Below are 13,619 nucleotides of genomic sequence, written 5' to 3'. Positions count from 1 at the left end.
GCCACGACCGCCATCACTTTGGCGGTGCCGATGTCCAGCCCGACGACCAGATCCTTGTATTCCTTGGCCATGGTGTGTGTGGATTTATCTGGTTGAAGACGAAGGTTTGTTGTTGGCCGGAGCGCCGTGAGCAGGCACCGGTTTCACAACGGCGGGTTTCTTGATCACAGGCGGCTTCTGGCCTTCCTGCAAAGTGGTCAGGCCACGCAGCTTGACCGCGTAGCCTTCCGGATAACGCAGGTCAGCATGGGCAAGCGGCGCGGGGTATTGGTGCTTGAGTTCGGGCAAGGTGCGCACGAAGCGTTCGGTGCGCACCACGACTTCTTCCAGGCTGCCTCGGCCGAGTTCGATCGTGGCATCGTCGTCGAGCGTCACGCTCCAGGAGCCGCGCTCGGTCAGCTTGAGCGTGTCGATCTCGCCCAGCGAGCTCATCACGGGTTGCAGGCGGTGCAGCATGTCAAGCATGGACTTGGCTTCGCCGGCGGTCGGGTTGGGCGGGGCTTCCAGTGTGGGCAGGTGCTCGTCTTCCACATCGCCCAGGTTGGCATCGAACACTTCGCCGTAGCTGTTGACCAGTTGGTCTTCACGGTCTTCGTGATGCCAATAGGCCGCAGGGCGATGCTCTTCCAGCACCACGCGCAACTCGTTGGGCCACACGCGGCGCACGACCGCCTTGCGCACCCAGGGCACGGACTCGAAAACCTCGCGGCTGCGGTTGAGGTTGGCGTTGAAGAAGCCGCCATGCATGCGGGGCACGATGTTGGCGCGCACGGTGGCCACGTTGTTACGCTGCAGATCGCCCTCCAACTGCACCTTCTGCAGATTGAAGTAAGGCAGGCGCGTCAGCTTGGTGACACCGGCAGCCAGCAACAGCCCGACCGCCACCACCAGCAAGGCGGAGGCGGCAGCGTTCATCCAGAGAACGTCTTGCGGCGTCTCTTGCGGTGCGCTGTAGCTGTTGAGGGCGGCGGCGGCCTGCATGGCGGTGCGGGTGTCCTTCTTTGGTTGATGCGGTTGATGCGGATTTATCGAACGCTGTCCAGGCTGGCCGAAGCCAGAAGATGGACGCACAGTTGTTCATAGCTCAGGCCCGCCACCTTGGCGGACATGGGCACGAGCGAGTGGCCGGTCATGCCCGGCGAGGTGTTGATCTCCAGCAGGAAAGGCTGGCGGTCGGACTTGCGGATCATCACGTCGGCACGAGCCCAGCCACGGCAACCCAGCGTCTTGAATGCACGCACGACTTCACGCTGGATCTCGGCTTCTTCGTCGGCATCCAGACCGCTCGGGCACAGGTAGCGCACGGTGTCCGTGAAGTACTTGTTCTGGTAGTCGTAGTTACCGTCAGGTGCCTGAATGCGGATGATGGGCAGCGCCTTGGCTTCGCCATCCACGATCAGCACCGGGCAGGTGCTTTCTTCGCCGTCGATGAACTGCTCGCACAGCACTTCAGGGTCATGCTGGGCTGCTGCCGCGTAAGCCGCTGCGCACTGGCTGGCATCGGTCACCTTGGTCAGGCCGATGGAGGAGCCCTCGCGCGAAGGCTTGACGATCATGGGTGCGCCCAGGGCCGTCAGCGCATGCGCGCATTCTTCGGCGCTCGACACCATGCGCCACTCCGGCGTGGGCAGCCCTTCGAAGCGCCAGATGCGCTTGGTCATGATCTTGTCCATGGCGATGCTCGACGCCATCACGCCCGAACCCGTGTAGGGAATCTTCAGCAGTTCCAGTGCGCCTTGCACTGTGCCGTCTTCGCCTCCGCGGCCATGCAGGGCGATGAAGCAACGGTCCACGCCTTCGGTCTTGAGCTCCTGCAAGGGACGCTCGGCCGGGTCAAAGGCAAAGGCGTTCACACCTTGCGATTGCAAGGCTTTGAGCACGCCCGAGCCCGACATGATGGACACGTCGCGTTCGGCCGAAGTGCCACCGAACAGCACAGCCACCTTGCCCAGGCTGGCCGGGTCGATGCGGGGCGCTTGGAGTTGGATGGTGCTCATGCTCAGTTCTTCTCTTTCAACAACTCGGCGGTTTTGCCCGCCACGGTGCCGATGGAGCCGGCGCCCATGCAGATCACCACATCACCGCCACGGGAGTTGCTGGCGATGGTCTGCGGCAGCTCGGCCACATCGTCCACAAAAATCGGCTCCACCTTGCCGGCCACGCGCACGGCACGGGTCAGGGCGCGGCCATCGGCGGCCACGATGGGGGCTTCACCAGCGGCATACACCTCGGTCAGCAGCACGGCATCGGCGGTGCCCAGCACCTTGACGAAATCTTCGAAGCAATCACGCGTGCGGGTGTAGCGGTGCGGCTGGAAGGCCAGCACCAGGCGTTGGCCGGGGAAGGCGCCACGCGCCGCGCTGATCACGGCGGCCATCTCCACAGGGTGGTGGCCGTAGTCGTCGATCAAGGTGACCTGCCCACCATCGGTGGTCTTGAACTCGCCATAGCGCTGGAAGCGCCGGCCCACACCGGTGAACTCGCCCAGGGCCTTGATGATGGGCTCGTCAGGCAGTTCGATTTCGGTGGCCACGGCGATCGCTGCCAGCGCGTTGAGCACGTTGTGCACGCCGGGCAGGTTCAGGGTCACGGTGATGTCGGGCATGACCACACCATTGCGACGCTGCACCACAAAGCGCATCTGACCACCGGCCAGGGCTTCGACATTCACCGCACGCACCTGGGCGTCTTCGCCGAAACCATAGGTGATGACCGGGCGGGAGATGAACGGGATGATGGAGCGCACGCCCGGGTCATCGGCACACAGGATGGCCGAGCCATAGAAAGGCATGCGGTGCAGGAAGTCCACGAAAGCCTGCTTCAACTTGGCGAAATCGTGGCCATAGGTGTCCATGTGGTCGGCGTCGATGTTCGTGACGACCGACAGCACGGGCAGCAGGTTCAGGAAGGAGGCGTCCGACTCGTCGGCCTCGACCACGATGTACTCGCCCTTGCCCAGCGCCGAGTTGGCGCCGGCACTGTTGAGCTTGCCACCGATCACGAAGGTCGGGTCCACGCCGGCTTCAGCCAGGATGGAGGTGACCAGGGACGTGGTCGTGGTCTTGCCGTGCGTGCCGGCAATCGCGATGCCTTTGCGCAGGCGCATCAGCTCGGCCAGCATGACTGCGCGAGGCACCACCGGGATGCGCTTGGCGCGCGCAGCGATGACCTCGGGGTTGTCGCCCTTCACGGCCGTGGAGGTGACCACAGCTTCAGCGCCCTGGATGTGCGCTGCGTCATGGCCCACGTAGACATGGATGCCCAGCGAGGCCAGGCGGCGCGAGGTAGCGCTGTCGGACTGGTCAGAGCCCGATACGGTGTAGCCCAGGTTGTGCAGGATCTCGGCGATGCCGCTCATGCCTGCACCGCCGATGCCGACGAAGTGGATGTGTTTGACGGCGTGCTTCATGGGGACGCCTTTGCTTTGGTTTGGGGTTTCACGTTTTGCTCGATGGCATCAGCCACTGCGGCAGCCGATTGCAGACGGGCCAGACCGCGGGCCTTGATGGCCATCGCCGCCAGGCCCGTGCGGTTGAGCGACTTGATCAACTCAGCCAGCTTGGCTGGATTGAGTTCAGCTTGCGGCAGGTGGATGCCCGCGCCGTTGTCAGCCATGTATTGGGCGTTGTCACGTTGATGCGCCGTGGTCGACACCACCAGCGGCACCAGGATGCTGGGCACACCGGCTGCGCACAACTCGCTCACGGTGATGGCGCCGGCGCGGCCGATGATCACGTCGCACTCGGCCAGGCGCTGCGGCATATTGTTGATGAAGGGCAGGACTTCGGCGTCCTTGCCTGGGGTCAGGCCAGCCTTGGCATAGTCGGCCTTGACGGCTTCGAAGTTGGCCATGCCGGTCTGGTGCGTGATCAGCGGGCGCTGTTCAGGCGGGATCATGGCGAGCGCAGCAGGCACGGCATCGTTGAGCGCCTTGGCACCCAGACTGCCACCCACAATCAAGACGCGCAACGGGCCTGTGCGGTTGGCAAAGCGCTCGCTCGGGTGAGCGATGGCTTCGATGTCGGCGCGCACGGGGTTGCCGGTCACGCGGGCCACCTTGTGTTGCGCGGCAGGACCATCAAAGCCACAGGCCAGCACATCGGTGATGGGCAGCAAGGCACGGTTACTGAGCAGCATGGCCGCATCGGCATTGACCAGCACCAGCGGCAGGCCTCGGGCTACGCCCATCAAGCCACCGGGGAAGCACACATAGCCGCCCATGCCCAGCACGGCATCTGCCTGTCGGGCCTTCAGGATCTTGAAGCAGTCGGCAAAGGCCTTGAGCAGGCGCACGCCACCGAACAGCGTGTCCTTCATGTTCTTGCCGCGCAGGCCGTTGAAGGCAATCGCGTCCATGGGGATGCCCGTGGGAGGCACCAGACGGTTCTCCATGCCACCCGTGGTGCCCAGCCAGCTCACGGTCCAACCGCGACGCTTCATTTCATCGGCCACGGCCAGGCCGGGCATGATGTGCCCACCGGTGCCGGCAGCCATGATGACGAGGTGACGGCTCATGCTCTACCTCCGCGCATCAACTGTCTGTTTTCGATGTCTACGCGCAGACAGATCGCCAAGGCAATGCAGTTGAGCATCACACCCGAACCACCGAAACTCATCAAAGGCAAGGTCAGCCCCTTGGTGGGCAGCACGCCCAAATTCACGCCCATGTTGATGAAGGCCTGGCCACCCATCCACACGGCCACACCTTGCGCGACCAGACCGGCAAACACACGGTCCAGCGCGATGGCCTGGCGACCGATGTTGAACAGGCGCACCACCAGCCAGAAGAAGGCCATGATCACGATGGCCACGCCGATGAAGCCGAGTTCTTCGCCGATCACCGCCAGCAGGAAGTCGGTGTGCGCTTCGGGCAGGTAATGCAGCTTTTCCAGGCTGGAGCCGAGGCCTTCGCCGAAGATCTCGCCGCGGCCAAAGGCGATCAGCGAGTGCGTCAACTGATAGGCCTTGCCCAGTGCGTTCTTTTCAGACCAGGGATCCAGGTAGGCAAAGATGCGCTCACGGCGCCATGGGCTGAGCGTCACCATCAAGGTGAAGGCGCCCAGCAGCACGGCCGTGATCAGGAAGAACATGCGGCCGTTCACGCCACCCAGGAAGAGGATGGCCATGGCGATGGTCGCGATCACCATGAAGGCGCCCATGTCAGGCTCGGCCAGCAGCAACAGGCCGATCACACCAACGGCCACAGCCATGGGCATCACGGCGCGGAAGAAGTGCTCTTTCACATCCATCTTGCGGACCATGTAGTCGGCCGCATACAGCGTGATGGCCAGCTTGGCCAGCTCGGATGGCTGGAAGTTCATGATGCCCAGCGGCAGCCAGCGGCGCGCGCCGTAAACCACCTTGCCCACGTGCGGAATCAGCACCAGGATCAGCAAGACCAGCGAGACCACGAACAACCAGGGCGCCGTCTTTTCCCACGTCGACATCGGGATCTGCGTGACCACGGCCGCCACGCACACGGCCATGATGATGGCGATCAAGTGCCGCGTGAAGAAGAAGCCAGGCGTGTAATTCGAGAAGCGTGGGCTGTCAGGCAAGGCGATGGTGGCCGAATAGACCATGACCAGGCCCATGGCCAACAGTGCGATGGTCAGCCACACCAAAGGCTGATCGAAGCCCATGACCTTCGAGGGCTGCGACGAGGTAACGTTGACGAAGTCACGCACAGGCAGCGGGCCTGCGGCCTCGCTGTCGCCGCCCTTGCCCAGCAAGCCGCGCAGCTTGCCCATCAGGCTCATGGCTGTCGAAGGCGCGTTGTTTTGAACGGTGGCGTCGCTCATGCGATGTCTCCTCGTTCATGGATCAGCTCCTGCACGGCGGTGACGAACACCTCGGCACGGTGGCCATAGTTGCGGAACATGTCCAGGCTGGCGCAGGCGGGGCTCAGCAGCACGGCGTCGCCCTGCTGCGCTTGTTCAAAGCTCCAGCGGGTAGCGGCCTCCAGGCTGTCATGGCGTTGCATCGGCAGCTTGTCGCCACCGGGTGTCAACACATCGGCCAACGCGGCTTCAATCGCTTGCGCATCACGGCCGATCAGGGCCACGGCACGCGCAAAGCGCCCCACCGGGTCGGCCAAGGGCGCGAAATCCTGCCCCTTGCCATCGCCACCCAGGATCACCACCAGCTTGCCGCCGGACAGGTCGGAACCCAGCCCTTGCAAGGCGGCGACGGTCGCGCCCACATTGGTGCCCTTGCTGTCATCAATCGCATCAATACCGCCCACGGTGGCCACATGCTCGACACGATGCGGCTCGCCGCGGTATTCGCGCAGGCCGTGCAGCATGGGTGCCAGCGGGCAACCGATGGCTGTGGCCAAAGCCAGCGCAGCCAGTGCGTTCGACGCGTTGTGACGCCCACGGATGCGCAAGGCATCAGCAGGCATCAGGCGTTGCAACACGATCTCGTGCGCTTCGCCCTTCTTGAGCTTGACGGTGGGGTCCACTTCACGGGCACGCATCAGCCAGGCCATGCCCGACTCGGTCACCAGGCCGAAATCGCCCGGGCGACGCGGCGCATCCAGGCCAAAGTACACGACGTCGCGGTGCACGGTCTTGGCCGAACGGCCACGCACACCGGACTTGATGACTTCGGGTGGCGGCACCATGTCCATCACGACGGGGTCATCGCGGTTGATGACCATGATGCCGTTCTTGCCAAAGATGCGCGCCTTGGCCGCAGCGTAGGCCGCCATGCTGCCGTGCCAGTCCAGGTGATCCTGCGTGATGTTGAGCACCACGGCGGCATCGGGCGCGAAGTTGCTCACGCCATCGAGCTGGAAGCTGGAGAGTTCAAGCACCCAGGCTTGCGGCAGCACTTCGAACGTCGGCGCAGCAGGTGGCGGTGGCGCCAACTCGATCAGCGGGGCGTCGGCATCGTCAGACAAAGGCGTGACGGGTGGCTCGGCATCTTCGGGTTGGTCGATGTCGGCTGGTTCGGCCTCGGGCTGCGCCTCGTCGAGCGCCTCCACATGGGCGACAGCTTCAATCGGCGCGTCCAATGCGGCGTCAGTGGGCTGCGCGGTTAGCGCGATGTCGATAGCAGGCGCGGCGCCCTCGTCGCCAACAGGAGCGGCCTCAGCGCCATCCACCACATCAGCTGGCGTCACAGCACTGGCTGAACCGTCACCTTCAGCATCCGCAACAGCCTCTTCACCCAAAGGCTGAGGCTCTTGCTCCAGCGCGATGCGCAAGGTATCGAGCAAGGTCGGGCCAATGTTGCCGGCCAGACCCACGCGCAGGCCAGCACGCTCGATCAACTTGGCTGTGAGGGATGTCGTCGTGGTCTTGCCATTCGTACCCGTGATCGCCACGACCTTGGGCACATAGCCCATCTCGGTCTTGAGATCAGCCAGCGCCGTGGCAAACAGCGACAACTCGCCGCGCACAGGAATGCCTGCGTCATCGGCCTTGGCCAGCAAGGCGGCCACATCCGGTGCATTGGGCATCAGGCCAGGGCTCTTGAGCACGAGGTTGACGCCATCCAGCAAAGCCACATCCAGCCCATGATGCAAGGTGGCAGACGGCACGTCACCAGCCAGGGTGGCAGCTTGCGGCGGATTCGCGCGCGTATCGGCCACACGCACATTCGCGCCGCACCGGGCGCACCAGCGCGCCATGGCCAGGCCTGAGTCACCCAGACCCAGGATCAGCACGGTGAGATCACGTAAGTAATGCATGGTTGGCTTGTCTCGATATGGCGATCAACGCAGCTTGAGAGTGGTCAGACCCAGCAGGCACAGCAGCATGGTGATGATCCAGAAACGGACCACGACCTGCGTCTCTTTCCAGCCGGATTTTTCGAAGTGGTGATGCAGCGGCGCCATCAGCAAAATACGACGGCCTTCGCCGTATTTTTTCTTCGTATATTTGAAGTAGCTCACCTGCACCATCACAGACAAGGCCTCCAGAACAAAAACCCCGCCCATCAGAGCCAGCACGATCTCTTGCCGCACGATGACCGCGATGGTTCCCAACGCACCACCAAGCGCGAGGGCCCCCACGTCGCCCATGAAGACCTGGGCGGGGTAAGCGTTGAACCAGAGAAAGGCCAGGCCCGCTCCGGCGAGGGCCGCGCAGAACACCAAGAGCTCACCTGCGCCCGGTATGTGCGGCAACAGCAGGTACTTGGCGAACACGGCGTTGCCCGTGACATAGCAGAAGATGCCCAACGAGGTCGACACCATCACCACCGGCATGATGGCCAAGCCATCAAGGCCGTCGGTGAGGTTCACGGCATTGCTGGTACCCACGATCACGATGTAGGTCAGCACCATGAAGCCCCACACACCCAGCGGGTAGCTCATGGTCTTGAAGAAGGGCACGATCAAGTCGGCCTTGGGTGGCAGATCGTTGGAGAAGCCCGACTGGATCCAGCGGAAGAACAGCTCGATCACACGCAGGTTATTGGTCTCCGACACGCTGAAGGCCAGGTAGATGGCCGCAACCAGACCGATGATGGATTGCCAGAAGTACTTCTCACGCGAAGGCATGCCTTCGGGGTCCTTCAACACCACCTTGCGCCAGTCATCGACCCAGCCGATGGCGCCAAAGCCCGTGGTCACGATCATCACGATCCACACGAAGCGGTTGGCCCAATCGAACCACAGCAAGGTAGACAAGCCGATCGCCAGCAGGATCAGCACGCCGCCCATGGTGGGTGTACCACGCTTGGTCAGGTGGGTCTCCATGCCGTATTCACGGATGGGCTGGCCGATCTTCAGCTCGGTGAGCTTGCGGATCACATACGGACCCAGGAACAGCCCGATCAGCAAGGCCGTCATGGCGGCCATGACCGAACGGAAGGTCAGGTACTGGAAGACGCGCAGGAACCCCCACTCGGGGTGCAGGCCCTGAAGCCACAGTGCAAGACTAAGCAGCATGGGCACCTCCCGCCTGAGCGTTCAGGACAGCGACAACTTGTTCCATCTTCATGAAGCGTGAGCCCTTGACCAGCACGGAGGCCGCAGCCGGCGCTTGGTTCAAGGTGGGCAATGCCGCGACGATGTCGGCCGCACTGCTGAAATGGCGGGCTGACGAGCCGTAAGCCTGCGCGGCATGCGCGCACAGTTCACCAGCCGTCCAGACGTGCTCGATACCGCGTTCGCGGGCATAGGCACCCACTTCGGCATGGAAGGCCGGGCCTTGCGTGCCCACTTCACCCATGTCACCCAGCACCAGCCAGCGCGGTGCAGGCAGGCCGGCCAGCATGTCGATGGCGGCGCGCACAGAGTCGGGGTTGGCGTTGTAACTGTCGTCCACCAAGGTGACCGGGCGGCCTTCGATGCTGATGCAGCGCAGTTGCGAACGGCCCTTGACGGGCTCGAAAGCTTCCAGGCCTTGTGCGATCACGGGCAGCGGCACGCCGGCACCCAAGGCAGCGGCCGTGGCAGCCAATGCATTGCGTACATTGTGTGCACCAGCCATCTTCAAATTGACGCGGGCGGCGCCTTGCGCCGTGCTGATCTCGATCAGCCAATGAGGCGTAGGCTGAGCCATCCAGGTGGCACTGCCCGTCACCGCAGCCGAACCCTGCGTGGCGAAATCAAACTTGGGATAACCGTTGGCCTGTTCGCGCCAGATGGCCGCAAACTCGTCATCAGCCGGGAACACGGCCACACCGCTGCGTGACAGCGCTTGCAGCACCGTGCCGTTTTCGCGGGCCACGGCTTCAACGGTATGCATGAACTCCTGGTGTTCACGCTGGGCGTTGTTGACCAGGCCCACGGTGGGTGCGGCAATCGCGGCCAGTTGGGCGATTTCGCCGGGGTGGTTCATGCCCAGCTCGACCACGGCGCAACGGTGCTGACCTTCGCGCAAGCGCAGCAGGGTCAAGGGCACGCCGATCTCGTTGTTGAAGTTGCCTTGCGTGGCCAGCGAAGCCTCAGGCACGCCTTGCGATGTCACCCAGGCCTTCAGGATGGACGCGATCATCTGCGTGACCGTGGTCTTGCCATTGCTGCCGGTCACGCCGATCAGCGGGATGTCAAAACGCGAACGCCAGCCGGATGCCAGCCAGCCCAGCGCAGCACGGGTGTCCGGCACGATCAAGCCGGGCAGGCCGCAGGTGTCCACGCCATGCTGGGCCAGCACGGCCACGGCACCAGCCGCCTTGGCTTGCGGCAGGAAGTCATGCGCATCAAAGCGCTCGCCGCGCAACGCGACGAACAAGTCGCCGGGCTGCAGGGTGCGGGTATCGGTGTGCACGCGGGCAATCGGTGTGGCCGGGTCACCCAACAGCACCGAACCCGGCAGCAACTCATGGGCCAGGCCCAGGGTCATCATCATGGGAATCACTTGGCTTGGGACGGCGGGCGCGCGGCGCTTGAGCGCGGCAGCAGCCTCGTCCACATCTGAAAAAGGTGTCTTGACGCCGGCCACGTCCTGTGTGGCCTCGTGGCCTTTGCCGGCAATCAGGACGACGTCGCAGGCATCAGCCTGTTCAAGCGCATGCGCGATGGCAGCATGGCGGTCTTCGATCACATCCACGGTGTCACGCCCCGCCACGCCTGCCAGGATCTGAGACAGGATGAAGGCGGGCAGCTCGCTGCGAGGGTTGTCGCTGGTCAGCACCACGCGATCGGCATGCTGCTCGGCCATGGCGCCCATCAGGGGGCGCTTGATCGGATCACGGTCACCGCCGCAACCGAACACGCACCACAAGCTGCCACCGCGTGCTTCGGCCACAGGGCGCAGCGCCTGCAAGGCCTTGAGCAAGGCATCGGGCGTGTGGGCGTAATCCACCACCACGGTAGGCAACTCAACCTGCGGATTGGGCGAAGCCACGATCTGCATGCGGCCCGGCACAGCTTGCAAACCACTGCACACGCGAGCTGCGTCAGCCAGCGGCACATCCAGCGCACGCAGCGCCCCCACCACAGCGAGCAGGTTGGACACATTGAAGGTACCGATCACAGGCGCCTGCACAGTGGCACGGCCAGTCTCGCGCGACAAGGCCTCATCGCGCTCGATCAGATCAAACACCAGGCCCTGCTGCTGATAACGGATGTGCGATGCCTGCAAGCGAACCGCGTCTTGCAGCCCATAGGACCAGCAAACCAGGCGACGACCACGCGCATGATCCTGTAGGGCATGGCCCATCGGATCATCGAGGTTCAAGACGGCAGCTTGCAAGCCAGGCCAGTCGAACAAGCGGCGCTTGGCTTGCCAGTAGGCTTCCATGCTGCCGTGGTAATCGAGGTGGTCCTGCGTGAAGTTGGTGAACTGCGCCACCCTCACATGGGTGGCGTGCAGGCGCAACTCTTCGATGCCGATGGACGAGGCCTCGATGGCCGCCGCCTTCAAACCTTGATCGACGAATTGACGGAAGGTGGCATGCAGCGTGATGGGATCCGGCGTGGTCAGGCCTGTGGGCTTGAACTCGCCCGAGCCAACCTGCCCCACACCCAAGGTGCCGATGACACCGCAGCCCTTGCCCAAGGCCGTCAAGGCCTGAGCCGTCCACCACGAGGTCGATGTCTTGCCATTGGTGCCTGTCACAGCCACCACATCCAGCTCGGCGCTGGGCTCCACGTAGAAGCCATGTGCGATCTCGGCGCTCAGCGCCTTCAAGCCTGGCAAGGCTGCCACGCGGGCATCGGCAAAAGCGAAAGCCTGCACGCCATCGGCTTCAACCAGGCAGGCGCGCGCACCATCCTTCAAGGCCTGCTCGACAAAAGCGCGACCATCACGCGCCGCCCCCGGCCAGGCGATGAAGCACACGCCCTCACCCGCCAGCGCCTTGACTTGACGACTGTCAACCGTCAGGCAAGTGATGCCCCACTGGCGCAACCAGTTGAGCGCTTCAGCCGTGTTGTGGAGATGCAGGGTGGTCTGGCTCATTTAAAAGCTCTCCACTTCCGCAGGCTCGCTGCTGATGATCTTGGGCTGCACTTCCATGTCGGGCAGCACGCCCAGGCGAGCCAGGGTCTGTTGCACGACCTGGCTGAACACAGGCGCAGCCACATCGCCACCGAAGTACACGCCGTTGCCGGGCTCATCGACCATCACGGCCACCACGATGCGCGGCTTGCTGATGGGCGCGATGCCCACGAACCAGGCGCGGTACTTGTTGCCCGCATAGCCCTTGCCTTCGACCTTGTGCGCCGTACCGGTCTTGCCGCCCACGCTGTAACCCTGCGTCTGCGCCTTGGGTGCCGTGCCGCCAGGGCCGCACACCAGGTTGAGCATCTTGCGCACAGCGCGCGCCGTTTCAGGCGAGATCACGCGGGTGCCACGCACTGGCACCAACTCATCGCTGCTGCTCGGCGCGGCATCAGCGGCAGCCACAGACGACGAAGCCGCCCCCGGACGGAAGGCGGTCTTGAAGGCGAGCACTGGGCGCTCGCTGTCGTCTGATGTAGCTTTCGCCACTTTGCGGGCAGGGTCCCGGTCGTCACCGGGCCCTTCTCGCTTCAGCAGCGAAATCGGGATCAATTCACCATCGCTGGCGAAGATCGTGTATGCGTGAGCCAGCTGGAACAAGCTGGCTGACAGGCCGTAGCCATAACTCATGGTGACCTGCTCGATGCGGCGCCAGGATTTGTAAGGGCGCAGACGCCCTGTCACCACACCGGGGAAACCGATCTGCGGCTTCTGCCCCAGGCCCACTGATGTGAACATCTCCCACATCTCGCGAGGCTGCATCTGCATGGCCATCTTGGCCGTGCCCACGTTGCTGGACTTCTGGATGACCTGCTCGACCGTCAGATCGCCGTGCGGATGGGAGTCAGAGATGGTCGAGCCATCGATGGTGAGCTTGCCAGGCGCGGTCGAGATGATGGTCTCAGGCGTCACGCGCTTGGTTTCCAGCGCCAAAGACACCACGATCGGCTTCATGGTGGAGCCGGGCTCGAAGGTGTCCGTCAGGGCGCGGTTGCGCAATTGCGCACCGGTCAGGTTGCGGCGGTCATCGGGCGTGTAGCTGGGCACATTGGCCAGGGCCAGCACTTCACCAGTCACGGCATCCAGCACCACCACGCTGCCGGCCTTGGCCTTGTGCAGAGCCACGGCATCGCGGATGCGTTGGTAGGCGTAGAACTGGATCTTGGCGTCGATCGACAGGCGAATGGCCTGACCGTCTTCCGCCGGCACCAGATCACCCACGGACTCAACCACGCGACCCAGGCGATCCTTGATCACATGACGCGCGCCGTCACGGCCAGCCAGCTGCTTTTGATAAGCCAGCTCGATGCCTTCCTGGCCTTCGTCTTCAATGTTGGTGAAGCCGACGATGTGCGCAGCGGCTTCGCCTTCAGGGTATTGGCGCTTGGATTCGCGCAGCTCATAGATGCCCTTGATCTTGAGCGCCGCGACCTTCTCGGCCACACCATCTTCGACCTTGCGACGCAGCCACACAAAGTTGGGGCTGGAGGCCAGACGCTTTTGCAGATCAGCCAGCGGCATGTCCAGCAACTTGGCCAGCGAGCGCAGCTCATTGGTCGAGGCATCCATGTCCTTGGGGATGGCCCACAGGGATGGCGAGGGCACGCTCGAAGCCAGCATCTCGCCATTGCGATCAAGGATGCGACCACGATTGGCCTGCAGTTCGATGCGGCGCTCGTAGCGGCTGGCACCTTGCTGCAAATAGAAGTCGTTGTGGAC

9 protein-coding genes are annotated in these 13,619 nt (G+C 63.7%); all 9 read right to left on the bottom strand.

Features of this window, described 5'->3' with window-relative positions:
* Nucleotides 1-84: 84 nt before the first annotated feature.
* Complete coding sequence (locus EPO09_RS08245) at nucleotides 85-981, bottom strand: cell division protein FtsQ/DivIB (protein ID WP_290642018.1); 897 nt, start codon at nucleotides 979-981, stop codon at nucleotides 85-87.
* Nucleotides 982-1,025: 44 nt separating this feature from the next.
* The gene (locus EPO09_RS08240) at nucleotides 1,026-1,997 is read right to left on the bottom strand and encodes a D-alanine--D-alanine ligase (protein ID WP_290642016.1); all 972 of its coding nucleotides are present in this window, start codon (nucleotides 1,995-1,997) and stop codon (nucleotides 1,026-1,028) included.
* Nucleotides 1,998-1,999: 2 nt separating this feature from the next.
* Nucleotides 2,000-3,409, bottom strand: a complete 1,410-nt coding sequence (murC, locus tag EPO09_RS08235) for a UDP-N-acetylmuramate--L-alanine ligase (RefSeq protein ID WP_290642014.1) — start codon at nucleotides 3,407-3,409, stop codon at nucleotides 2,000-2,002.
* Entirely contained in the window at nucleotides 3,406-4,515 is a 1,110-nt protein-coding gene (gene murG / locus EPO09_RS08230; RefSeq protein ID WP_290642012.1) for an undecaprenyldiphospho-muramoylpentapeptide beta-N-acetylglucosaminyltransferase, read from the bottom strand. Before murG ends, murC begins: the two co-directional genes overlap by 4 nt.
* Nucleotides 4,512-5,750: a putative lipid II flippase FtsW gene (gene ftsW, locus EPO09_RS08225; RefSeq protein ID WP_290642020.1), complete on the bottom strand. Its 1,239-nt coding sequence runs from the start codon at nucleotides 5,748-5,750 to the stop codon at nucleotides 4,512-4,514. The genes murG and ftsW overlap by 4 nt, the downstream gene beginning before the upstream one ends.
* Nucleotides 5,751-5,797: 47 nt before the next feature.
* Nucleotides 5,798-7,696, bottom strand: coding sequence for a UDP-N-acetylmuramoyl-L-alanine--D-glutamate ligase (murD, locus tag EPO09_RS08220; protein WP_290642010.1), 1,899 nt, complete (start codon nucleotides 7,694-7,696; stop codon nucleotides 5,798-5,800).
* Nucleotides 7,697-7,720: 24 nt separating this feature from the next.
* The gene (mraY, locus tag EPO09_RS08215) at nucleotides 7,721-8,899 is read right to left on the bottom strand and encodes a phospho-N-acetylmuramoyl-pentapeptide-transferase (protein ID WP_290642008.1); all 1,179 of its coding nucleotides are present in this window, start codon (nucleotides 8,897-8,899) and stop codon (nucleotides 7,721-7,723) included.
* Nucleotides 8,889-11,858, bottom strand: a complete 2,970-nt coding sequence (gene murF, locus EPO09_RS08210; RefSeq protein ID WP_290642006.1) for a bifunctional UDP-N-acetylmuramoyl-L-alanyl-D-glutamate--2,6-diaminopimelate ligase MurE/UDP-N-acetylmuramoyl-tripeptide--D-alanyl-D-alanine ligase MurF — start codon at nucleotides 11,856-11,858, stop codon at nucleotides 8,889-8,891. Before murF ends, mraY begins: the two co-directional genes overlap by 11 nt.
* Nucleotides 11,859-13,619: penicillin-binding protein 2 (locus tag EPO09_RS08205; RefSeq protein ID WP_290642004.1), on the bottom strand; the 1,761-nt coding region annotated here is incomplete at its 5' end.

The sequence above is a fragment of the Aquabacterium sp. genome, assembly GCF_004297345.1.
Classification (GTDB): Bacteria; Pseudomonadota; Gammaproteobacteria; order Burkholderiales; family Burkholderiaceae_C; genus Aquabacterium.
The sequence above is the reverse complement of the archived record's forward strand: the minus strand, read 5'-3'. Positions and strand labels throughout refer to the sequence as shown.